This is a genomic window from Capnocytophaga genosp. AHN8471 (assembly GCF_016806945.1).
Taxonomy (GTDB): Bacteria; Bacteroidota; Bacteroidia; order Flavobacteriales; family Flavobacteriaceae; genus Capnocytophaga; species Capnocytophaga periodontitidis.
This window is the reverse complement of record NZ_JAESPJ010000006.1, coordinates 185,085-206,732: the sequence shown is the minus strand read 5'-3', so window position 1 is coordinate 206,732 and position 21,648 is coordinate 185,085. Positions and strand designations below refer to the sequence as shown.

Genomic DNA, 21,648 nt, shown 5'->3' with positions numbered 1-21,648 from the left:
AATGACTATCGATAACACTTATACTAAGCAAATTATCAATGATAAGGAACTCCAAGTGATGCTCCATCGCCTTGCTTGTGAACTGATTGAAAACCACAACAATTTTTCCGATACAGTTTTCATCGGTATACAACCCCGCGGCACTCACTTAGCCCAGCGCTTGGTGAGTCTGCTCGCCGAGGAATATAACCTACCCAATATTCCATTGGGGCTCTTGGATATCACTTTCTTCCGCGACGATTTTCGCCGTACGGGCAAACCCTTAGAGGCTAACTCTACCGCTATCGATTTCATCGTGGAAAACAAACGTGTGGTATTCATCGACGATGTGCTCTATACCGGCAGAAGTATCCGTGCAGCACTCAGTGCCGTACAAAGCTTTGGTCGCCCCTCTCAAATAGAACTCTTAGTGCTTATCGATAGACGCTTTAGCCGTCAACTGCCTATCCAGCCCGATTACAGCGGCAAGCAGGTAGACGCTATCAACAACGAACGTGTAATCGTGAATTGGAACGACAATTCCGTTCAGGTAATTAATAAGTAAAACTTTTTAACAAAGATGAAAAATATATTTATCACCGCTGCTTTATTGCTCACAGCCGCTACTTATGCACAAGTAACTATCAACCAAGAGAGCAATATCGCCGATGCTATGGAGTACAAAAAAGAAGTAGCCCGCAGCGAAAGTGCTTTCCAAGTGCAAATCTACAACGGTAACATCACCGAGGCAAACAAAGCCTTACTCGATGCTAAAAATAAATACAAACAATATCCTGCCTTGCTCACTTTCGAGTCTCCTAATTACAAAGTGCGCATCGGTAGTTTCCGCACACGCTTAGAAGCCGAAAAAAACTTGATAGAGATTAAAAAATCCTATCCTGCTGCTTTCGTGGTTGGCTTAAAATAATCTCTAATAGGGGAACGTTATGTTCAAGAAAAACAGCCTTCGCTTCCAGATATTCCTCAGTATGACCCTCCTCGTGCTGGTGTCTTTTGCTATCTTAGCCTTAGTGATGGTCAGCCAATACAAAAAACAAGCGTTGGAATATCACGACGAACGTCTTGTCGACAAGGAAAACCAAATAAAAATGCAAATACAGTACGTGTTTTCGCAAACCACTTTCCCTGTCGAAACTCCTTATATTCCCCTTATTTTCCGTGAAGATATCTATAGCATTGCCAATATCCAAAACCTGAATTTTGCCCTCTATGACCTCGATGGAGTGCTGCTCAAAAGCTCTAAAGCCTCTCTATCCCCCGATCAAGATGCGTTTTTCATTCCGCCTGCAGTACTACATCAGCTCTCAGCAACCCTCAACAAACGCTTGGTAGAACACCACGAGTTTGCAGGGCGCGGCTATCAAACTTCCTATAGTTATATCACCGATTTGCAGTTCAAGCCTATCGCTATTCTCAATATTCCTTATTTTGAGAACGATACCTTCAACGAGCGCGCTTTAGAAGGCTCGCTCTACAATTTGGCAATTGTCTATTTCTCACTCTTGGTGGTCGCACTCACGGTAGCTTACTTTATCTCTAAGTACATCACCAAATCGCTTAAAACCATTGAAAACCGATTAGAGAAAACGCGCTTGCTATCGCAGAATGAGAAAATCCTCCTCAAATCAGCACCTGCTGAAATTACCGAATTGGTAAATGCCTATAACGGAATGATTGACGAGATTGAGAATAGTAAAGCGCTCTTGGCACAATCGGAACGCGAACAAGCGTGGCGTGATATGGCAAAACAAGTAGCGCACGAAATCAAAAACCCGCTTACTCCTATGCGTCTTTCGGTACAGAGTTATCAGCGCAAAGCGAGCCGCGAACCTCAAACTACTGAACAAACCAACGAGTTTTGCGAATCACTCATCCAGCAAATTGATATCCTCAGCAATATCTCTACGGCTTTCTCAGCTCTTACGAATATGCCGGCTAAAAACGACGAAGAGTTTGATTTTGTGTCTGTTGTCAAGCGTACTTTGGATATTTTCAACACCGATGAAATTCACTTCACTCACTCTCACGATGAGATTATCGCTGTGTTCGATAAAGATCAATTAGGGCGCGTGGTAACCAATCTCGTGAAAAATGCTCTCCAAGCTACCGAAAATGAACCTTTCCCCGCAATAGAAGTAACGCTTACTAAAAGTGAGAAAGGTATTACTCTCACCGTAAAAGATAACGGTATAGGTATCTCCGATGCCGATAAAGAAAAAATATTTGAACCCAAATTCACTACCAAAACTAGCGGTAGTGGCTTAGGCTTAGCAATGGTAAAGAATATCGTGCTCTCGTACAATGGTAGCATTTCTTTTACCTCTCAAGTAGGCAAAGGCAGTGAATTTGTTATAACATTGGTACATTTTTTGAATAAGTAACGTATTAAACATTATATTTTTATGAAAAAACACATCTTTACATTAGGAGCTGCTGTGCTTTTGCTCGCCTCCTGCCAAAACAATCCTTCACAAACTGCTAACACTGTAGCAAGTGAAACTGCTACTATGATGGAGAATACTGCTGAAAAAGTAGAAGAAATGGTAACTCCTCAATTGTTAGCTACTTATGTAGGTACTCTTCCTGCTGCCGATTGCGGCGGAATGGCTACCGTTATCCATCTCTATGCCGATGACACCTATGTAAAACAAGAAAACTGTGCAAGTAAAAACTTCGAATCTAAAGAAGAAGGTAAAGTAGAACGCACTGATAAAGGTTTTACACTCGTTTCTAAAGCTGATAATCACAAATCTTTCTATATTACCAAAGGCGATAATATCGTACAAGTAGGTGAAGATGGTAAAGAACCTAAAATGGTAAAAGAATATACTCTTACCAAACAAATGTAAAACAAATTTACACTAAAACAAAGGCTATGCGATACTTTGCATAGCCTTTTTCGTGTTGTTTCAAAAAATATTTTAACAAAACTTTTGTAGTTCTCTTTTTTTATCTTACCTTTACCCCCCAATTAAAAAGTTCTTACGCTAACCTACCAATGGATTTAGTACGCCTCTTTGTCAAAAGAATATCATATAACCATTCTCAAAACGACGCTTTTGTGCTGATAATGCACGAATTAGAGTCCGATTTGAAGCTGCCTATCGTCATAGGCACCTTCGAGGCGCAAGCTATTGCTTTAGAGTTAGAGAGAAACATCATCCCACCGCGCCCCCTCACACACGACCTCTTCAAAAATTTAGCCGATACTTTCAGTATCCAAGTGCGACGCGTAGTGATTTACAAATTAGAGGAAGGCATTTTTTATTCTAATATGCTCTGTGCGCAAAATAACAAAGAACGCACTATCGATGCCCGTACCAGCGATGCTATTGCTATCGCATTGCGCTTCAACGCACCTATCTATACCTATAAAGAAATTGTAGAACGCGCAGGTATCTACATCCCTTTGCCTAACGAAGACAACAAAAAACAACCCGTGAGCCCGTCGTTAGACGATGTCGCCGACGATGAATCCCGCAATCGATATTCCAAATATTCACTTAGCGAACTTAAAAAAATGCTCAGTGAATGTGTGGAAAACGAAGATTACGAAATGGCTGCTCAAGTGAGAGACGAAATTTCAAAACGTGATAATACCTTTTAAAAACAATAATAGATGGAAGAAACAATTATGAAAGTAATCCCCAGTGAAGGATTTACAATGGAAAGCTTTGGACGTGGGGTGTTAGGAATGGTAGTGATTCTCTTTATAGCATTTCTATTTAGCAGTAACCGCCGCGCTATCAATTGGCGCACTGTAGGTATTGGCTTAAGTATACAACTACTGCTCGCTATAGGTATCCTCAAAGTAGGCTTCATTCAAAAAGCCTTTGATTTCGCTGGTAGTGTGTTCGTGTTGATATTGGATTTCACCAAAGCTGGTAGCCAGTTTTTATTAGGTAACCTGCTTGATACCAATACTTTTGGGTATATATTTGTATTCCAAGTACTACCTACTATTATCTTCTTTTCAGCGCTCACCTCTCTCTTGTTCTACTTAGGAGTTATTCAAATAGTAGTACGCGGAATGGCGTGGGCACTCTCTAAACTTCTCAATATTTCAGGAGCCGAAAGTCTTTCGGTTACAGGTAATATCTTCCTCGGTCAAACCGAAGCCCCTTTGATGATTAAGGCTTACCTCTCTAAAATGACCCGCTCCGAAATCCTCCTCGTGATGATAGGCGGTATGGCTACCGTAGCCGGTGGGGTAATGGCGGCTTATATACAATACCTCGGCGGTGATGACCCCGAAATGCGCTTGCTTTTCGCTCGTCACTTGTTAGCCGCCTCAGTAATGGCTGCTCCTGGAGCTATTGTAGTTTCCAAAATCCTCTGTCCACAAACCGAACAATTCTCTAACGATTCTCACGTATCAATGGAAAACGTGGGTTCTAACGTACTCGATGCTATCGCCAATGGTACTACCGAAGGACTCAAACTCGCTGCCAACGTAGCTGCTATGCTCCTCGTATTCGTTGCGATGATTGCGATGATTAACTATATTCTCCACTGGATGGGCTATGCTGGGGATCTCAATGGACTTATTGCTGCTAATACGCCTTATAAAGAAGGTCTTTCGCTTGAGATGATTCTCGGTACAATTTTCTCCCCCGTGATGTGGCTCATCGGGATTGCCAAAGAAGATGTGATGCTAATGGGGCAATTGCTCGGGGTAAAACTCGCTTCTTCAGAGTTTGTAGCCTACACTCAATTAGGTATCCTCAAAGATATGGCGAGTCAGCCTCACTTGATGTACAACAAATCAATAATGATAGCTACCTATATGCTCTGTGGTTTTGCCAATTTTGCCTCTATAGGTATCCAGATAGGCGGTATAGGCGCTTTAGCTCCTAACCAACGCAAAACCCTTTCAGAATTCGGACTCAAAGCAGTACTTGGCGGTTCGTTAGCCTCCCTAATGTCAGCCACCATCGCCGGAATGATAATAGGATAATTAAAAAATAATCAATGTGGCTCTCCAAAAAGCCTCGAAATCGCATTTGCGTCGCTACACTTTTCCAAACTCCTTGGATTTTGACAAAGTCTTAAAAATCTGATAATCAATTACTTTTGGGTATGTTGTGTACGGGCGTTTTGCAAACGCCTCACTATTTATTCGTAACCTATTTTTGTTTAACTATAAATATTAAAGATGTATGGTAAAGTTTATATTATTTTTCTTGTTATTGATTTCTTGTGAGAATAGAAAACAAATAAAAGAAGATTCAGTAATAAATATTGCAAAAGAGGAAAAAGAAAATAAAGAATTACAAACGTTCTTAAACTTAAAAAACAAAGATACTGTAAGAGAAAAGTTTGATTTTGAACTATTTGAAAAAGTGAAAAAAGTTTCGGAAGGTGTATATGTAAAGCCTAACGGAGATATGGTTGTATCAATGAATTGGTATGAAGGAGGAGATGCTTCTGATAAGTTCCTTGGAGGATATATTCGTGAAATAATAGGAAAACCTCCTTTTGTAACCATATTAAAAGAGTTTTATATTGATGGTTATATCAAAGAGAAAAAAACTCTTTTAGGTCAGTATTTACTAATTGGTACGTCAGAGTATTATGATAAATACGGCAAATTAACTCAGGTTAATGAAGAAAATACTTATGGGAAAATAAAACCTGCTGATGTTTTAAAGTTCATAGAAAAGCAAGGAGTCATCAATTTAAAAACGGGAAAAGGTTTTTTTGTAGGCGACCCTCTAAATGCTGAGTTAAGTTTTAATATTAGCTACGGAAAACCGCGAGATGCTACTACTGAAAACGATTATTATATAATAGGATTAAAATATAAAGGCGGAGAAGCAGAAACTGATCCTTCAGGAGGAGAACCCCCTAGTGCAAGTGATCTTATCTATTATATGAATAGCAAAACAGGAAGAGTTTACACACAGAAGGAATTTCTTAGTAAAGAAGAAAAAAACTAAAACCACCACCTTTTATATCTTGAGAATAAACTTTGGTAAAGTTTCTTGCCCGTCATAAGATTTGTCAAAGTCAAAAACTTTATAAATTCTATAAATCTGATAATCAAATGCTTTTATAGTATGTTGTGTACGGGCGTTTTGCAAACGCCCATACAAATAAAACTTTTTAGATACCACCCCTATTTATTGCTAACCTATTTTTGTTTAACTATAAAAAATAGATTTCAATTCTCCAAAAACGAGAAAAATTCTCCAAAAACTTTTTGCTAAAATATAAAAAACACTGATTATCAATATATAATAATTTTTGGAAACTAATTTCAATTCTCCAAAAACGAGAAAAATTCTCCAAAACCCCTATCCCCTAACCCCTATCCCCTAAATAAAATGAACACTTGGAACATCATCATCGAGGGCTTTAATAAAGCCGATATTACCAAACACGAAAGTATTTTCAGCCTCGGCAATGGGGCTATGGGAATGCGTGCTAATTTTGAAGAAGATTATACGGGCGATACTCTGCAAGGCAGTTATATCGGTGGTGTCTATTACCCCGATAAAACCCGAGTAGGCTGGTGGAAAAACGGCTATCCCGAGTACTTTGCCAAAGTGCTCAACGCCCCGAGTTGGATAGGGTTACACATCAAAATCAATGGAGAATTATTAGATTTGAACACTTGTCTTGAAGTGAAAAACTTCCGCCGCCAACTCAATATGAAAGAAGGTTGGTATGAGCGTTCATTCACTGCTATGCTCCCCAATCAGCAAGAAATACAAGTGAAAGTCTTGCGTTTCCTCTCCTTGCGCTACGATGAAATCGGTGCTTTGCGCTACGAAATCACCCCCCTCACTACCGAGGCTACTATAGAAATAGAAAGTTACTTAGACAGTGGTATTAAAAACAGTGATGCCAATTGGGATGAGCGTTTTTGGAATACCATAAGCATTGCTACTGCCGAAAATGCGGCTCATATACTTGCTGAAACTAAAAAGACAGGCTTTATGATACAAACCTTTATGCAAAACGATTTGTTTATAGACAATGAAGCCTTGTCAATCACTCCTAGAGAAAATAAGAAAGAGAATTATATAGGGTTGCAATATGAGCTAACAGCTAAGAAAAATCAGACTTTCCGCATTGAAAAATACGGAGGATATAGTAGAAGTAATGATTACTCAACTTTGACAAAGTCTAAAACTTTGTCAAAGTCTATTGCTCTTTTTGATAGTCTTTTAGAAAAACAAAAAGAAGATTGGGCTGCTATTTGGGAAACCTCTGATATTGTGATTGAAGGTGATGAAAAAGCCCAACAAGGTATCCGCTTTAATATCTTCCAACTCAACCAAACCTATTCTGGCAAATACGCACACCTCAATATAGGGCCTAAGGGCTTTACGGGTGAAAAGTATGGCGGTAGTACCTATTGGGATACCGAAGCCTATTGTTTGCCTTTTTATATGGCTACCAAAGGCGCTGAAGTAGCCCGCAACCTACTGATGTACCGCTACAACCAGCTGGATAAAGCGATTGAAAATGCCAAAAAACTCGGTTTTACCGGCGGAGCAGCGCTCTATCCTATGGTAACGATGAACGGCGAAGAGTGCCATAACGAGTGGGAAATCACCTTTGAAGAAATCCACCGCAACGGGGCGATTGCTTTTGCTATCTATAACTATACCCGCTATACCGGTGATGAGTCCTACCTCAAAGACTATGGAATAGAAGTGCTTATTGCTATTGCGCGTTTTTGGGCACAGAGAGTCTCTTTTTCTGAAGAAAAACAAAAATATGTAATCTTAGGGGTAACGGGTCCTAATGAGTACGAAAATAATATAAATAACAATTTTTATACGAATTACCTCGCCTCGTGGTGTCTGCGCTATGCTGCTGAGCAGGTAATAACATTGCAAAAAGAAGGTATTACAAAAGAAGAAACACAACAATGGCTACAGATAGCCCAAAATATCTATTTCCCTTATAGCGAAAAGTATGGAGTATACTTGCAACAAGACGGATTTTTGGATAAAGACCTCAAACCTGTGAGTGCTATTCCTGCTGGTGAGCGCCCGCTCAACCAACATTGGTCGTGGGATAGAATCCTCCGTTCACCTTACATCAAGCAAGCCGACACGCTGCAAGGTTTCTATTTCTTTGAAGACCATTTTACCAAAGAAGAACTCCAAAGGCACTACGAGTTTTACGAACCTTTCACGGTACACGAGTCCTCTTTATCACCTTGTGTACACAGTGTATTAGCTTCTGCCTTAGGTAAAACCGATGAGGCTTATACACTCTATCTCCGCACCGCCCGCCTCGATTTAGACGACTACAATAAAGAAGTTCACGAGGGATTACACATCACCTCAATGGCAGGTACTTGGCTCAGCATCGTCGAAGGATTTGCCGGTATGCGTGTAAAGAGCGGAAAATTACACTTTACCCCCCGCCTGCCCAAACACTGGAAAAGCCTTTCCTTTAAAGTTATTTTCCAAGAAGAAATCAAAGAGATAAAATTGTAATCATTTTATGTAGGGGTGTTTTGCAAACATCCACACAAATTGTTACTCACATACCCAGCTACACCAACTCGCAGGCTTTGTCTGTTACCTGTCACCTTGAATATCAATAATCCGCAGATGCTGTACTTCTTCTTTGAGATGTGCTACATCGGCTTCTAATGAGGCTATTTTCTGATAGTTAGTAACAGGGTCGAGAAACTCAAACGAAAGGTGCATCTTGCATTCCCAAATCTCTTTGATATCCTCTGCTGCTACCGATAGATGTGGAAAATCCCGATTGTCGGATTTACAATAGAGTGTTCCGTATTTTTCAAGGGTATTAGTAACGCGTTTTACGATAATCCCATCGTTTTGTGTTACTACCACGCACACCCTATTGCTGCTCAGTGCGAGCCAATCATCTACAAAGCGCCCTACCACATAACTGCTGTCCTGCAGGGTAGGGTACATTGAGAGTCCTTTTACCTGAAACATCCTATAAGTGCCATTGGTCATATTTGGCAAGCTGTAAGTAGGTAGTGATTCGATAAAAGTAACATCGTCGTAACCAGTGAGGTAACCCGCTTGTGCGCGTATAGGCACTAACGGAATACGCTCGTTATCGGCATCGTCAACCACTACTACTTTAGGCATCAACAATTTATTAGTTTTAGTCAAAGGTAAAGCAGGTTTGAGCATCTCACCTTTGCCCGTAATCAGCCATTCCAAACTCAGCTGAGGATACTTCTCTACCAGCGTATTGAGCTTGTCAATCCCTATATTTTTGGAAATACTATTCACATAGCCATTAGAAACCTCTATTGTCTTTTCAAAAGCCGAAATAGAGAGCCCCTCGTGGTCTATAAATTTTTTGATACGGTCTTTTACATTCATAATCAGTGAGAAAGATAAACAACTTTAAAGAAATTCTCTAAAATCACGGCAAAGATAAGAGGAAATTAGTAAATTAGCAAATTTGGAAATTAGCAAATTATTTGTACCTTTGCGGTTGTCTAGCCTAAAATAAAAAATTAAATGAACACATTACAACATCAGTTTTTAACAGATTATCAAGGAGTACCATTGTCAGTGGTGCTGCCTATTAGTGAATATAATGATTTAATGCATCTTGCTACTTTGTATTCAGAAACTGAAGAAGAGGTACATTTTTCAGAAGAAGAATTGAAAAGTATAGAAATCTCTCATCAACAAGCTAAAGAAGGAAAAACTATTAGCAGTGTCGAACTGCACCAAAGATTAAGAGCTAAATATGGAAATACGATGGACTGAAGAGGCTATTAAAAACTTAGAAAATACTCTTGATTTTTGGGATAAACACAATTATAGCAATGTTTATTCCAATAAAATTATAAGTGAGTTAAAACAAGTAGAGTTGGCTATAGCAGAAAATCCTTATTTTTTGACTAAATTTATAGAAAGTGTGAAATTGTATCAGCGACATTTTCTAAAGGGAAAGTTTTCACTTTATTATGATATTATAGAGGAAGAAAATATAGTGCTAGTTAAGTTTTTCCGTAGCTGTTCTCAAAAACCTTTGTAAAAACCTAATATTACAAAAAACTTTTCTCCCTCAAAAACAACCAGCATATCCTAAAAATATATATCTTTGCACTCTCTTTAAATACTATAACAACTTTTCACTATTCACTTTTCACTGAAAAATGAAACCTTTTTATTCTAAAATACTCCTCTTTGGTGAGTATGGTATTATTAAAAATTCTAAAGGACTCGCTATCCCTTATAACTTCTATAAAGGGACTCTAAAAATGCTATCCGATGTACAGGATGGTAAAGAAACTACTGCCAAAAAATCAAACGAAGCACTTCGCGAATTTGCTTCTTATTTGCAAACACTTACCGAAGAAGAAAATCCTATCGTCCGCTTTAATATAGAAAAACTCAACGCCGATATCGCTGCCGGTATGTACTTTGATAGCAGTATTCCGCAAGGCTATGGGGTAGGCAGCAGCGGAGCTTTGGTAGCTGCCATTTACAGCGAATACGCTATCGACCCCATCAGTGCGATGGATAATCTCACCCGCGAAAAACTACTGCAACTCAAAACGATTTTCGGACGTATGGAATCCTTCTTCCACGGCACTTCCTCTGGCTTAGACCCTCTCAATAGCTATCTCAGTTTACCCATACTCATCAATTCACACGACCATATCGAGCCTACCGGTATTCCCTCCCAAACTCCTAATGGCAAAGGCGCTGTTTTTTTGCTCGATAGTGGTGTGATAGGCGAAACTGCCCCAATGGTGCGTATCTTTATGGAGAATATGAAGAATGAAGCCTTCCAAAAAATGCTCAAAGAGGAATTTATCAAATATACCGATGCTTGTATCGACGATTTCCTCAAAGGGCGCTTCAAATCGCTTTTTGCCAATATCAAAAGCCTATCGGGGGTTGTACTCAATCACTTCAAACCGATGATTCCTAAAGAGTTCCATACTCTTTGGAAACAAGGTATCGATACGGGTGATTATTTCCTAAAACTCTGCGGCTCAGGGGGAGGAGGTTATATCTTAGGATTTACTGAAGACTTAGAGAAAGCCAAACGCGCTCTCGGCAACCATAAATTAGAAGTAGTATATCAATTTTAATAATGAGCGACACAATCAAACACGAGTGCGGGATTGCCCTAATCCGCCTGCTCAAACCTCTTGATTTTTATAAAGAAAAATATGGTACAGCCTTCTATGGCATCAATAAAATGTACCTGATGCTCGAAAAACAACACAACCGCGGACAAGATGGAGCAGGGCTTGCAAGTATCAAATTAGATATGCAACCTGGCGAACGCTACATCAGTAGGATACGCTCCAACGAGGCTCAACCCGTGCAAGACATCTTCACTCGCATCAACCAGCGCATCAACGAGGGGTTTAAAAACAACCCCGAACTGAAAGACGATGTAAGCCTCCAAAAACGAGAACTTCCTTACATAGGCGAAGTGATTATGGGGCACGTGCGCTATGGTACTTTTGGCAAAAATAGCATCGAGAATGTACACCCTTTCCTGCGTGAAAACAATTGGATGTACCGCAATCTCATTATGGCAGGCAACTTCAATATGACCAACGTAAACGAGCTCTTCCAAAACCTCGTACGCCTCGGGCAACACCCTAAAGACAAAACCGATACTGTGATTGTAATGGAGGGTATTGGTCATTTTTTAGATGATGAAGTTGAAGAACTCTATCGCAAACTCAAAGAAGAAGGTTATACCAAACAAGAAGCCTCTCCTTTCATCGCCGAACGATTGAATATAGAGCGCATCCTCAAACGCGCTGCCAAATATTGGGATGGTGGTTATGCAATGGAAGGAATGATAGGCAACGGCGATGCTTTTGTGCTTCGCGACCCCGCAGGTATACGCCCTGCTTTCTACTATCAAGATGAAGAAGTGGTGGTAGTAGCCTCCGAACGCCCTGCTATACAAACCGTTTTCAATGTAAAATACGAAAATATACGCGAACTCCCCCCTGGTAATGCGATTATCATTAAAAAAAGCGGAGAGACAGCTATCAAGGAAATTCTCACCCCCACAGTACGCAAGGCCTGTTCGTTTGAACGTATCTACTTTTCTCGTGGCAGCGACCGCGATATCTACCGCGAACGCAAAATGTTGGGCAAATTGCTCTTCCCTCGTGTCGCTCAAGCGATAAACCATAATCTAAAAGATACAGTTTTTGCCTATATCCCTAACACTGCCGAAACCTCTTACTTAGGACTTATAGAAGAAGCAGAACAGTACCTCAATGAGCAGAAAGCCAAACAGTTGGCAGTAGCCGAAAAATCCGAAATTCCTGCAATTCTATCTCAAAAAGTACGTACTGAGAAAGTAGCTATCAAAGATGTGAAACTGCGCACTTTCATCACCGAAGATAGCAGCCGCGATGACCTCGTGGCGCACGTATACGATATTACCTATGGCTCAGTACAAAAAGGCGATAATTTGGTGATTATAGACGATAGTATCGTGCGCGGAACAACCCTCAAGAAGAGTATTCTTAGTATATTAGGGCGTTTAGAGCCCAAGAAGATAATAATAGTGTCTTCAGCTCCTCAAATCCGCTATCCCGATTGTTATGGTATTGATATGGCACGTTTAGAAGATTTGGTAGCCTTTCAAGCGGCTTTAGCTTTGCATAAAGAACGCGGTACGTATCACATTATAAAAGAAGTATATGAAAAGTGTCTCACCCAAGTAGCTCTAAGTGATGACAAGGTAGTGAATTACGTAAAAGAAGTGTATGCCCCTTTCACCGATGAAGAAATTTCGGATAAAATAAGAGATTTGCTCTTGCCAAAGGACTTTACCTCAGAAGTGGAAGTGATATTCCAAACGGTAGACAGTTTGCATAAAGCCTGCCCCGAGAACCTCGGTGATTGGTATTTCACCGGTGATTATCCCACCGATGGCGGTAATCGCGTTGTAAATCGCGCCTTTATCAATTTCTACGAAGGCAATAAAGAACGCGCTTATTGACTCTAAAATAAGTCCTCGTTTAATTATTTTTTGTAGTTTCAGAAAAAAATACCTACTTTTGCAACGTAAGACAATAAAACAACTTTAATTATGACTACAGAACTCATACAATTATACGATACCGTAAGTGAAAAAATAGGAAAAGAAGGAGCTACAGCTTTAGCTAATTATATTACTAAATTCACTAATGAACGCTTGAATGAGAATTTTGATAATTTAGTAAGTAAAACAGAATTTCATCAAGAAGTAGCTGAAATAAGAATGGATATAGCCAATGTAAGAACAGAGGTTAAGAATGTCCATTCAGAACTCAAACAAGATATAGCTGAATTACGTGCCGAAATAGCTAATGTCCGTTCAGAACTCAAACAAGATATAGCTGAATTACGTGCCGAAATAGCTAATGTCCGTTCAGAATTCAAACAAGATATAACGGAATTACGTGCCGAAATAACTAATGTGCGTTCAGAACTCAAACAAGATATAGCAGAAGTACGTACTGAAATAGCAGAAGTACGTACTGAAATAGCTAATGTCCGTTCAGAACTTAAACAAGATATTGCTGAAATACGCAATGATATGACAATATTAAGAACAGACTTGCAAAATGAACTTAAAGAAGGCTTTTCAAAAATGAATCGTATTTTTATTCAATGGCTTATAGGTTTCTTTACTTCATTAGTAATTCTTATTTTAACGTTATACTTCAATAGATAAAAAGCTTATTTCATATAAAAAACTCCCCTTGCAATTTTTGTTGCAAGGGGAGGTTTTTATTTTAGTTTGTTCAGACCATTCTACGACCATAACAGAGCTTCCTTTTCTCGTTCTGCTAATACAAGTGTTTCCATAAAAAAACTTTTTTATTTAATGGTAAAAGTACGAATAATTATTGTATCATTTCCCAAAGTTTGTCTTTCAGTTGCTGGATGCCTTTGCCTGCTACTGATGAGATGAACAAGAAAGGCGTATCGCCCAATCCTGCGGCTACTTCTTGACGAATGGCTTCAGTGAGCTCGTCGTCGAGCATATCTGCTTTTGAAATGGCTATGAGGCGGTCTTTATCTAATAGTTCAGGGTTGTATTCTTTGAGTTCGTTGAGTAGGATATGGTATTCGGCTACTATATCGGGGCTATCGGCAGGAATGAGGAATAGCAATACCGAGTTGCGCTCTATATGTCGCAAGAAGTAATGCCCTAAACCTCTGCCCTCGGCAGCACCCTCTATAATCCCAGGGATATCGGCTACTACAAACGATTGGTAATCGCGGTTTTGCACAATACCCAAGTTGGGTTTGAGGGTTGTGAATGGATAATCGCCTATTTTTGGCTTAGCAGAAGTAATTATCGATAGCAATGTAGATTTGCCTGCATTGGGAAAGCCTACAAAACCTACATCGGCTAATACTTTTAACTCTAAAAGTAACTCACGTTCTTCACCAGGGAGACCTGGTTGGGCGTAGCGTGGGGTTTGGTTAGTAGCTGTGCGGAAATGCCAATTACCTAACCCTCCTTTGCCACCGCGCAAAGCGATGACCTCTTGTCCGTCTTCAGTAATTTCAAAGAGTACTTCTTCGGTTTCAGCATCTTTAACAATGGTTCCTAAGGGGACTTCTAAAGTGATATCTTTACCGTCGGCACCAAAACTGCGATTAGCACCTCCTGCTTCACCGTGTTCGGCGCGGAAGTGCTGTTGGAACTTGAAGTGTATGAGTGTCCAAAGGTGTTTATTGCCACGCAAGATGATATGCCCTCCGCGACCGCCATCGCCTCCATCAGGACCTCCTTTGGGTACGAATTTTTCGCGGTGTAGGTGCATAGAGCCGGCGCCTCCTTTGCCAGAGGCAGCGTATATCTTTACGTAGTCGGTGAAATTGCCTTCGGTCATTGTAGATTATTCAGCTTTGAGTTTATCGATAGTGTCGGAGAGGCGGGTGGTAATTTCTTCGATAGTACCAATACCATTGATAGGGTGGTATTTGCCTTGTGCTTGGTAGAAAGCGATAAGGGGGGCAGTTTTTTCGTTGTATTCGGTGAAGCGGTTGCGAATTTTTTCTTCGTCTTGGTCATCGGTGCGACCGCTCACTTTACCGCGTTCCAACAATCGTTTGATGAGCACCTCATCATCAGCTTCTAAGGCGAGGGTGCCGTGAATGCGCATTCCTTTAGAAGTTAAGAAAGCGTCGAGCGCTTCGGCTTGTGCGATGGTACGAGGGAATCCGTCGAAAATAAAGCCTTCAGCATTAGGGTTCTTTTCAACTTCTTCTTGTAACATTTGTATGGTTACTTCATCGGGTACGAGGTCGCCTTTATCCATATACGATTGGGCGAGTTTGCCGAGTTTTGTTTGGTTTTTAATATTATAGCGGAAAATATCTCCGGTAGAGATGTGTACTAAGTTGTATTTGTCTTTCAAGAATGCGGCTTGGGTGCCTTTGCCAGCCCCTGGTTTGCCGAAAAGTACTAAATTTGTCATCGTTAATGAAGTGTTTAATTGATATACTTGGGGTAGATTGCGCCCTATCTCATCGAAATCTAAGCCGTATCCTACGATAAAGCGGTTAGGGATAGGTTTGCCAACATAGTCTATTTTGAGGTCTTTTTTATAGGCATCAGGTTTGAAGAAAAGGGTAGCGATGCGGAAAGATTTTACCTTTTGGTTTTCAAACAGTCGGTAAATTTCTTCTAAGGTATTACCAGTGTCGATAATATCCTCCAAAATTACTACATCGCGACCTTCCACAGGGGTAGAAAGCCCGATGAGTTGGTGTATTTTGCCAGTGGACTGGGTGCCCTCATAAGACGCCATTTTCACGAAAGATATTTCACATTCGCCTTTGTAGTGTCTTACAAAATCGGCGGCAAACATAAAAGAGCCGTTGAGCACGGCAATGAATACGGGACACGACTCTTGTAGGTCTTGATAGACCTCGCTTGCCATACGTTCGGCAATTTGGTTGAGCTGCTCGGCTGAGACGTAGGGCTCAAAGGTTTTATCGTGTATTTTAATCAGTTCCATCGTTTAGGTGTTATGTTTAGTTGTTAGGAGATTAGATGATCCTATTAAGTATTTTTGTAGAATCTTCTTTTTGGTGTAAAAAAGCATAGACTAATACAGTTTTTGTTTCTTCAAAAATAACATAATGTATTGCTATTTTATATCTTTTAGTGTATAGTACTCTACTATTTTTGTATTTTTCAGGACGTATAAAAGGCATAGACTTAAGGTAGTCTAAGTTTTTTTGCACTTCATCAAAAACTTTATTGCCTAATCCTTCAGAATGTACATTGTATCTTATAATAATCCATTTAAGTTCTAATTCAGCCTCTGAAAGGAAAATTAGATTGTATTCCAAGTTCATCTCTTATACTTCTTTTTAGTTCTTCATACGTTATAAAGTCTTCAGGGTGGTTTTTGTATTTTTCAATACGTTCATCTAAAATGTGTTTGTGTGCTTCAGGAATTTCTTCTTCCTCATCCTCAATAGCTCTTTCGCGCAGGAATCGATACTCTTCAATAGGAAGGACAGCTAATATATCATTCCCTTGAAAATCTTTTATGTATTGTACGGTTGAGTCCATAACAAACTATTTAAATTATTGAAAGAAAGTGCAAAGGTAATCATTTTTAATAAATGCACAATAATTGTGCCTAATAATTGTAGGGACAGCAATTTCACCGATAAATCTTATCAGCAATAAAATAGGTGTCTGTTAGCTTTTGTCAATTTTCTTTAATAAAGAATTATCATACATCTCTCATACTGTTAAATATATTTTTACTAATTTTGTCGCTATAATCTCAGTTATCACCTATATCTTTTTTTATAAAGAAAATGAAATAACATCATAATGAAGAATCATATCAAATATTTAGTATTAGCATTGCTTTTGTTGGGTTGCAAAAACTACAAGAGCCTTACAACGCAAATAGATAAAAATAAAGCGATACCTTACAATCAGTATTCGCAAGAATTTCAAGCGTGGGAAGCTACGAAAAATATAAAGTTAGAAGATGCTTACCAAATACACTTAGGTTATGCTGCCAAAAATCAAGATAAGATAAAACTTAAATCGACAAAAGGATACCCATTATACTATGTTTATGATGATTATTATATATTTTCAACCGTAACATATATTCATAAAATCGGTATTTTTAATTGTACAGGCATTTGGGTCAATGCAAATACGGGAGAAGTTAATTATGTTGAAGTCGATAAAGACCAAAATTTTCATACAGACCCGAATATTTGGCTAACTTCCTATAATGGCAACAAGCACAACGAGGAATAAAAAAACATTGATTACTTGCTAGGAGAAATAAAAACATCATAATGATAATTTGTATGAAATATTTAATATTATGAGATCTCAATTTCTGTTTGATAAATTCACAAACTATTTCTTTTTGACTATTAAAAATGATTGTTATAATTACTGGAGCTTCACACACAGGTAAGACTTTTTTAGCTCAAAAACTATTAGAAAAATATAAATACCCATATCTATCAATAGATCACTTAAAAATGGGATTAATTCGCAGTGGTTATACTAAACTTACCTTAGAAAATGATAAAGCACTTACAGATTATATGTGGCCTATTATTCGTGAAATGATTAAAACAGCCATAGAAAACAAACAAAATCTTATCATTGAAGGAGCATATATTCCTTTTGACTGGGAGAAAGATTTTACAAAAAAATATCTCGAGGATATTAAATGTTATTGTCTTGTAATGAGTGAAAACTATATTAAAACCCACTTTGATGATATAAAGAAATATGCAAATGCCATAGAAAAGCGTTTAGATGATGATTGGTGTACAATGGAAAGTGTTTTAGATGATAATGCACAGTTTTTAGCTCTTGCAAAGAAACACAACACTAATTTTATACTGATTGATGATAAATATAAAGTAAATATCGAGCTATGATGAACTATAAAATTTTTGTTTTGGAGAGACTTAGAGAGGCAGAGAAACGGTATAGTTATTTGCTAATGGTGCGACGGGCGACTAACAGCAAGTAGCTGAGGGCGCCTACTCCTATACATATTGCCATTGCAAATACCATTGGGCGCTCGGAGGTGATGGCGAAAAGCGAGAGCACTGCCCCTACTACCGAACCGATACCAAAACGCAACATTCCTGTGAGTGAATTGGCGGTACCCGCTACTTCGGGGTACATATCCAAAATGGCGGCATTGGCACTGCTGGACACTACCGATACCAAACCTACAAACATTGAAACTCCTGCCACGGTAGCCCATAATCCCAAATGGAAAATACCACATATCACCAGCCACGCTCCTGCAATGAGTTGGATAGTAAGCCCCAAGCGCAAGGATTTTTCTACGCCTATTTTGGTGACAAATTTGCCATTGAGCGAGGTTGCCGTCATCATTACAATTACATTGAGAAGGAAAAAGTATCCAAAATGCTGAGGGGCTACCCCAAAGAGTTTGGTGTACACGATAGAGCCCGTGGTGATAAAGCAAAACATCCCCGAATAGGAAAGCGAATTGCAGAAAATATACCCCAATACCTTTTTATTGCTGAGGAGCTTGCCGTAAATGCGCAAGGTATTGCCTATTTTCAAAGGAACACGCTTGAGTTTAGGAAGCGTTTCAGGGATTTTATAACTCACTAAGAGCGCCGCCAAGAGTCCTAAAACCATCAGCACGTAGAAGATGATATGCCAATGAAACCAGTCGGTGAGATGACCGCCCAATACGGGGGCGATGAGCGGGGCTATCATCGTGACAATCATAATCATCGACATTTGGCGGGCAAACTCATTTTTGGTGAAAAGGTCGCGCAAGAGCGCACCCGTTACTACTGCTGGCGAGGCTCCAAAAAAGCCTTGTACAAAGCGGAGTATATAAAAATGATGGATATGGTGAATTTGCGTAATCGCCAACGACACCAATGCTGAGGTGATAATCCCGATGAGAATGATAGGTTTGCGCCCATAACTATCGGAAAGAGGTCCCCAGAAGAGTTGCCCAAAAGCAAACCCAAGGGTAAAGAGCGCTAAGGTTTGAGATATCATCTCTTCGGATACGTTCAAATCGTTAGCAATCTTCACAAAAGCAGGAAGGTACATATCGATAGCCAGCGGGGTGAGCATCGATAGGAGTCCCATAATGAGGATAAACAGTAGGTCGGGTTTTGAGTCTTTGAGTTCTTCGGGTTCTAACACTATTTCTTCGGGTCTTTAATACGTTCTATTTCCTTTACAATTTCTTGGTAGTGTAGATGGTTAATAGATGAAGCAGGTTCTTTGGCGAGCGCTTGTTTGGCGAAAGCCTCAATCATATCTAAATGTTGTAAGGCAAAGAGGCGCACATCGGATACTTGTTGTATGCTCGCAGCTTTGCTGTTTTTAGCGTCGGCAGGTGCATTGATGAGCTTATCGATTTGAGAGAGGTACAAGCGTTCGATACCACGGCGATAAGTGTTTTGGCGTGCATCGGAGTTGTTGAGGGGTTTCCATACCGCTTTGAATACATCTTGCAGATATTCGTTTAGCGGATAAGGATTTTTGGAGGTGAGCGATTGGTTATAAAGGGTGTAGAGGGTTGGCTCTCCTAAAAGTACACTCAGGGTAAGGTTTTGCATACTGATGATGTTCTTATCGGGGGTTGCTCCTGTTTTTTCTACTATTTCCTGAGGATATAACCACAAAGGCGCTTCAAAAAGTTCTTTATCTAAATAGTTAATAGCTTCTTTTACCTTCTCTTTGGGCACTTCTTTATAAACTTCTTTCTCACCAATGATGCCCACATATCTATTGCCAATGTGTTTGAGCACGTGTTTTAAATAGCGGAAATACTGCATATAGGCAGCGGTTTGCATTTCGTCGAGATGCTCGTATTTGTCGTTAGGCTGTTTAGTCCATTCAGGGAGGTGTTGCACGATGTAGCGGAGGTTTTTCAATCCGTAGGTGTTGGCTTTCATCACGTTGTCCGAAAGGTCTTCGGTTTGTGCGCGAGGGTCTTCATCTTTGCCTTCCCCTCCGAACCACAATCGCGGATTGGCTTTGAGTTTTTGGGTAACCATTTCGGCAAGCGCCTCTTGTTCAGCATACTCGTCTTTATATTTGTTGCCATAATAGCGATATCCCCATTCAATTGCCCATTTGTCGTAAATGCCTATGCGCGGATAGAGTCCTTTGCTACTGATATTGTCTTCGGGCTGTGCCACATAGTTAAAACGCGCATAGTCCATAATAGAAGCGGTATGTCCATTGGCTTCTACCCATTTTTTGTCGCGGAGTTTTTCTACAGGCGTCTGACTGCTGGCGCCCATATTGTGGCGCAAACCTAAGCAGTGACCTATTTCGTGAGAGGAGACAAAGCGCACGAGGTCGCCCATTAGTTCCTCGTTGAACTCCATAGTACGAGCGCGTTTATCCACAGCGCCTGCCTGAATCATATACCACTGGTTGAGGAGTTTCATCACGTTGTGATACCAACCCACGTGGCATTCTATAATTTCACCACTGCGAGGGTCGGCGATGTTAGGTCCGTAGGCATTACTTATTTCTGAAGGGAGGTAGCGAATTACGTTGAAGCGGGCATCTTCTAAGCTCATTGAAGGGTCGTTAGGCCAAGGTTTTGCGACGATAGCCTCTTTGAATCCCGCTTGTTCAAAAGCAACATTCCAATCGTTTACACCTAAAATGAGGTATTTTTGCCATTGTTTAGGCGTAGCAGGGTCTATATAGAAAACGATTTGCTTTTTGGGGCGTACTAACTGACCACTGAGATATTTTTTGACGTCTTCTTTGCGAGGTTCTAAGCGGAAACGGTGTATGTAATATTCAGTTTCGGTGCGTTGTTGCTGGTCGCTAAACTTGATGTATCGGGTAGCGAAAAAGCCTACACGAGGGTCGAAGAGGCGTTTTTGCATAGGAGTTTTAGGCAAGAGCACCATAGAGATATTCAGTTCTAAGGTAATAGCCCCCACCTTGTTTGCCGAAGGAATGGTACTAGGCGAAGCGTTGAACGTTTTGAGAGCATTGACCTCTACGTTGATAGGATAAGGACGTATATCGTCTACAAAAGAACGATCGGTAGCGATAGCGCCTATTTTCATTTGGGTTTTTGCATTCGATGAAAAAGAGGTAACACTGTTGTCTTGCTTGAAGAAATCGGTGATGTCGATGAGCTGTGCTTTGGTTTTGGGGTTGCGCCCGATAACGGTGAACGATGCCACTACAGGATTAGCGCTCGAATTGGCGACTGCTACCGAGATATTATCGTCGGTACCGGCTTCTTGCAGATTTAGAAACGAACGCAAGAGGAGTGTTTTATCGCCTTTCTGCTCGAAATAGACAGTTTGTTCATTCACTTTTTCGCCTGCATAGAGTCCGAAGTTGTGAGGGGCTGCTTTGAGGCGCGTTACGCATAGCAAATAGCGATTGAGGAGGGAATCGGGGACTTCAAAGTACCATTTCTCTTCAATCTTGCGGATTGTAAAGAGTCCGTTGCGCTCTATACCTCCTTTTTTGATGAGTTTAGCGTACTCTTCGGCGCGTTTTTGCTCAGGAGTCTTTTCGGGTTTTTCGGTAGTATCGGTTTTGGTTGCCGCTTTGGTAATAGTGTCTTTCACTGTGGGAGTTTGCTGAGCGAAAACATAGGAGCTCATTCCCAATAGTAGTGTATATAATATATATTTCTTCATATCG

At 40.2% G+C, this 21,648-nt stretch carries 22 protein-coding genes; 15 read left to right on the top strand and 7 right to left on the bottom strand.

Annotated elements, in window-relative coordinates; translation table 11 throughout:
- Position 1: 1 nt before the first annotated feature.
- The 8 genes from pyrR (at position 2) to JMN12_RS02665 (ending at position 8,459) form a co-directional block, all read left to right on the top strand.
- A complete protein-coding gene (pyrR, locus tag JMN12_RS02700; protein WP_203136879.1) occupies positions 2 to 544 on the top strand; it encodes a bifunctional pyr operon transcriptional regulator/uracil phosphoribosyltransferase PyrR in 543 nt (180 codons plus the stop codon).
- Between the two features lie 15 nt (positions 545 to 559).
- A complete protein-coding gene (locus tag JMN12_RS02695) occupies positions 560 to 907 on the top strand; it encodes an SPOR domain-containing protein (protein ID WP_009412727.1) in 348 nt (115 codons plus the stop codon).
- A 19-nt stretch (positions 908 to 926) separates the two neighbouring features.
- A complete protein-coding gene (locus tag JMN12_RS02690; protein WP_203136877.1) occupies positions 927 to 2,381 on the top strand; it encodes a sensor histidine kinase in 1,455 nt (484 codons plus the stop codon).
- A 21-nt stretch (positions 2,382 to 2,402) separates the two neighbouring features.
- A complete protein-coding gene (locus tag JMN12_RS02685) occupies positions 2,403 to 2,849 on the top strand; it encodes a copper resistance protein NlpE N-terminal domain-containing protein (protein WP_088592999.1) in 447 nt (148 codons plus the stop codon).
- A gap of 149 nt (positions 2,850 to 2,998) precedes the next feature.
- Positions 2,999 to 3,607, top strand: a complete 609-nt coding sequence (locus tag JMN12_RS02680) for a bifunctional nuclease family protein (protein WP_088592998.1) — start codon at positions 2,999 to 3,001, stop codon at positions 3,605 to 3,607.
- A gap of 12 nt (positions 3,608 to 3,619) precedes the next feature.
- A complete protein-coding gene (locus JMN12_RS02675) occupies positions 3,620 to 4,957 on the top strand; it encodes a NupC/NupG family nucleoside CNT transporter (RefSeq protein WP_203136875.1) in 1,338 nt (445 codons plus the stop codon).
- 202 nt (positions 4,958 to 5,159) lie between these two features.
- A complete protein-coding gene (locus JMN12_RS02670) occupies positions 5,160 to 5,939 on the top strand; it encodes a hypothetical protein (protein ID WP_203136857.1) in 780 nt (259 codons plus the stop codon).
- A 387-nt stretch (positions 5,940 to 6,326) separates the two neighbouring features.
- Complete coding sequence (locus JMN12_RS02665) at positions 6,327 to 8,459, top strand: family 65 glycosyl hydrolase domain-containing protein (RefSeq protein ID WP_203136855.1); 2,133 nt, start codon at positions 6,327 to 6,329, stop codon at positions 8,457 to 8,459.
- An 84-nt stretch (positions 8,460 to 8,543) separates the two neighbouring features.
- Here JMN12_RS02665 and JMN12_RS02660 read toward each other — a convergent pair whose 3' ends face one another.
- Positions 8,544 to 9,332, bottom strand: a complete 789-nt coding sequence (locus JMN12_RS02660) for a S24 family peptidase (RefSeq protein ID WP_203136843.1) — start codon at positions 9,330 to 9,332, stop codon at positions 8,544 to 8,546.
- Positions 9,333 to 9,473: 141 nt separating this feature from the next.
- Between JMN12_RS02660 and JMN12_RS02655 the strand changes: the two genes are divergently transcribed.
- The 5 genes from JMN12_RS02655 to JMN12_RS02635 all read left to right on the top strand — a co-directional run bounded on the left by JMN12_RS02655 (position 9,474) and on the right by JMN12_RS02635 (position 13,671).
- Positions 9,474 to 9,728: a hypothetical protein gene (locus JMN12_RS02655; protein WP_088592994.1), complete on the top strand. Its 255-nt coding sequence runs from the start codon at positions 9,474 to 9,476 to the stop codon at positions 9,726 to 9,728.
- Positions 9,709 to 9,999 carry a type II toxin-antitoxin system RelE/ParE family toxin gene (locus JMN12_RS02650; RefSeq protein WP_088592993.1) on the top strand — a complete coding sequence of 97 codons (291 nt, stop codon included), beginning with the start codon at positions 9,709 to 9,711 and terminating at the stop codon, positions 9,997 to 9,999. The genes JMN12_RS02655 and JMN12_RS02650 overlap by 20 nt, the downstream gene beginning before the upstream one ends.
- Positions 10,000 to 10,120: 121 nt before the next feature.
- On the top strand, positions 10,121 to 11,065 hold the full coding sequence (locus JMN12_RS02645) for a mevalonate kinase (RefSeq protein ID WP_203136841.1): 945 nt from the start codon (positions 10,121 to 10,123) through the stop codon (positions 11,063 to 11,065).
- Positions 11,066 to 11,067: 2 nt separating this feature from the next.
- Complete coding sequence (locus JMN12_RS02640) at positions 11,068 to 12,954, top strand: amidophosphoribosyltransferase (RefSeq protein ID WP_088592991.1); 1,887 nt, start codon at positions 11,068 to 11,070, stop codon at positions 12,952 to 12,954.
- A 90-nt stretch (positions 12,955 to 13,044) separates the two neighbouring features.
- Positions 13,045 to 13,671 carry a coiled-coil domain-containing protein gene (locus JMN12_RS02635; protein ID WP_203080858.1) on the top strand — a complete coding sequence of 209 codons (627 nt, stop codon included), beginning with the start codon at positions 13,045 to 13,047 and terminating at the stop codon, positions 13,669 to 13,671.
- A gap of 172 nt (positions 13,672 to 13,843) precedes the next feature.
- Here the strand turns inward: JMN12_RS02635 and obgE are convergent, their stop codons facing one another.
- The 4 genes from obgE to JMN12_RS02615 are packed head-to-tail and all read right to left on the bottom strand — an operon-like array spanning position 13,844 to position 16,536.
- The gene (gene obgE, locus JMN12_RS02630) at positions 13,844 to 14,842 is read right to left on the bottom strand and encodes a GTPase ObgE (protein WP_203092945.1); all 999 of its coding nucleotides are present in this window, start codon (positions 14,840 to 14,842) and stop codon (positions 13,844 to 13,846) included.
- Between the two features lie 6 nt (positions 14,843 to 14,848).
- Positions 14,849 to 15,973 (bottom strand): adenylate kinase, encoded by a 1,125-nt coding sequence (locus tag JMN12_RS02625; protein WP_088592984.1) that lies wholly within the window; start codon positions 15,971 to 15,973, stop codon positions 14,849 to 14,851.
- 31 nt (positions 15,974 to 16,004) lie between these two features.
- Complete coding sequence (locus JMN12_RS02620) at positions 16,005 to 16,316, bottom strand: type II toxin-antitoxin system RelE/ParE family toxin (protein WP_126371448.1); 312 nt, start codon at positions 16,314 to 16,316, stop codon at positions 16,005 to 16,007.
- A complete protein-coding gene (locus tag JMN12_RS02615; RefSeq protein WP_198473116.1) occupies positions 16,276 to 16,536 on the bottom strand; it encodes an addiction module protein in 261 nt (86 codons plus the stop codon). The genes JMN12_RS02620 and JMN12_RS02615 overlap by 41 nt, the downstream gene beginning before the upstream one ends.
- Before the next feature lie 270 nt (positions 16,537 to 16,806).
- Here JMN12_RS02615 and JMN12_RS02610 point away from each other — a divergent pair, with 270 nt between their 5' ends.
- Positions 16,807 to 17,250: a hypothetical protein gene (locus JMN12_RS02610; protein ID WP_203092947.1), complete on the top strand. Its 444-nt coding sequence runs from the start codon at positions 16,807 to 16,809 to the stop codon at positions 17,248 to 17,250.
- 128 nt (positions 17,251 to 17,378) lie between these two features.
- The gene (locus JMN12_RS02605) at positions 17,379 to 17,891 is read left to right on the top strand and encodes a zeta toxin family protein (protein ID WP_203092948.1); all 513 of its coding nucleotides are present in this window, start codon (positions 17,379 to 17,381) and stop codon (positions 17,889 to 17,891) included.
- Between the two features lie 55 nt (positions 17,892 to 17,946).
- Here the strand turns inward: JMN12_RS02605 and JMN12_RS02600 are convergent, their stop codons facing one another.
- Positions 17,947 to 19,158 (bottom strand): Bcr/CflA family multidrug efflux MFS transporter, encoded by a 1,212-nt coding sequence (locus JMN12_RS02600; protein ID WP_203092949.1) that lies wholly within the window; start codon positions 19,156 to 19,158, stop codon positions 17,947 to 17,949.
- Positions 19,158 to 21,644, bottom strand: a complete 2,487-nt coding sequence (locus JMN12_RS02595) for a zinc-dependent metalloprotease (RefSeq protein WP_203136832.1) — start codon at positions 21,642 to 21,644, stop codon at positions 19,158 to 19,160. Before JMN12_RS02595 ends, JMN12_RS02600 begins: the two co-directional genes overlap by 1 nt.
- Positions 21,645 to 21,648 lie beyond the last annotated feature (4 nt).

Excerpts from the sequence above, each read along its gene's own strand:
- JMN12_RS02675 (WP_203136875.1), top strand. The coding sequence starts at position 3,620 with ATGGAAGAAACAATTATGAAAGTAATCCCCAGTGAAGGATTTACAATG.
- JMN12_RS02680 (WP_088592998.1), top strand. The coding sequence starts at position 2,999 with ATGGATTTAGTACGCCTCTTTGTCAAAAGAATATCATATAACCATTCT.
- JMN12_RS02685 (WP_088592999.1), top strand. The coding sequence starts at position 2,403 with ATGAAAAAACACATCTTTACATTAGGAGCTGCTGTGCTTTTGCTCGCC.
- JMN12_RS02670 (WP_203136857.1), top strand. The coding sequence starts at position 5,160 with ATGGTAAAGTTTATATTATTTTTCTTGTTATTGATTTCTTGTGAGAAT.
- pyrR (WP_203136879.1), top strand. The coding sequence starts at position 2 with ATGACTATCGATAACACTTATACTAAGCAAATTATCAATGATAAGGAA.
- JMN12_RS02650 (WP_088592993.1), top strand. The coding sequence starts at position 9,709 with ATGGAAATACGATGGACTGAAGAGGCTATTAAAAACTTAGAAAATACT.
- JMN12_RS02625 (WP_088592984.1), bottom strand. The coding sequence starts at position 15,973 with ATGGAACTGATTAAAATACACGATAAAACCTTTGAGCCCTACGTCTCA.
- JMN12_RS02695 (WP_009412727.1), top strand. The coding sequence starts at position 560 with ATGAAAAATATATTTATCACCGCTGCTTTATTGCTCACAGCCGCTACT.
- JMN12_RS02660 (WP_203136843.1), bottom strand. The coding sequence starts at position 9,332 with ATGAATGTAAAAGACCGTATCAAAAAATTTATAGACCACGAGGGGCTC.
- JMN12_RS02640 (WP_088592991.1), top strand. The coding sequence starts at position 11,068 with ATGAGCGACACAATCAAACACGAGTGCGGGATTGCCCTAATCCGCCTG.
- JMN12_RS02655 (WP_088592994.1), top strand. The coding sequence starts at position 9,474 with ATGAACACATTACAACATCAGTTTTTAACAGATTATCAAGGAGTACCA.
- JMN12_RS02665 (WP_203136855.1), top strand. The coding sequence starts at position 6,327 with ATGAACACTTGGAACATCATCATCGAGGGCTTTAATAAAGCCGATATT.
- obgE (WP_203092945.1), bottom strand. The coding sequence starts at position 14,842 with ATGACCGAAGGCAATTTCACCGACTACGTAAAGATATACGCTGCCTCT.
- JMN12_RS02610 (WP_203092947.1), top strand. The coding sequence starts at position 16,807 with ATGAAGAATCATATCAAATATTTAGTATTAGCATTGCTTTTGTTGGGT.
- JMN12_RS02620 (WP_126371448.1), bottom strand. The coding sequence starts at position 16,316 with ATGAACTTGGAATACAATCTAATTTTCCTTTCAGAGGCTGAATTAGAA.
- JMN12_RS02615 (WP_198473116.1), bottom strand. The coding sequence starts at position 16,536 with ATGGACTCAACCGTACAATACATAAAAGATTTTCAAGGGAATGATATA.
- JMN12_RS02645 (WP_203136841.1), top strand. The coding sequence starts at position 10,121 with ATGAAACCTTTTTATTCTAAAATACTCCTCTTTGGTGAGTATGGTATT.
- JMN12_RS02605 (WP_203092948.1), top strand. The coding sequence starts at position 17,379 with ATGATTGTTATAATTACTGGAGCTTCACACACAGGTAAGACTTTTTTA.
- JMN12_RS02595 (WP_203136832.1), bottom strand. The coding sequence starts at position 21,644 with ATGAAGAAATATATATTATATACACTACTATTGGGAATGAGCTCCTAT.
- JMN12_RS02690 (WP_203136877.1), top strand. The coding sequence starts at position 927 with ATGTTCAAGAAAAACAGCCTTCGCTTCCAGATATTCCTCAGTATGACC.
- JMN12_RS02635 (WP_203080858.1), top strand. The coding sequence starts at position 13,045 with ATGACTACAGAACTCATACAATTATACGATACCGTAAGTGAAAAAATA.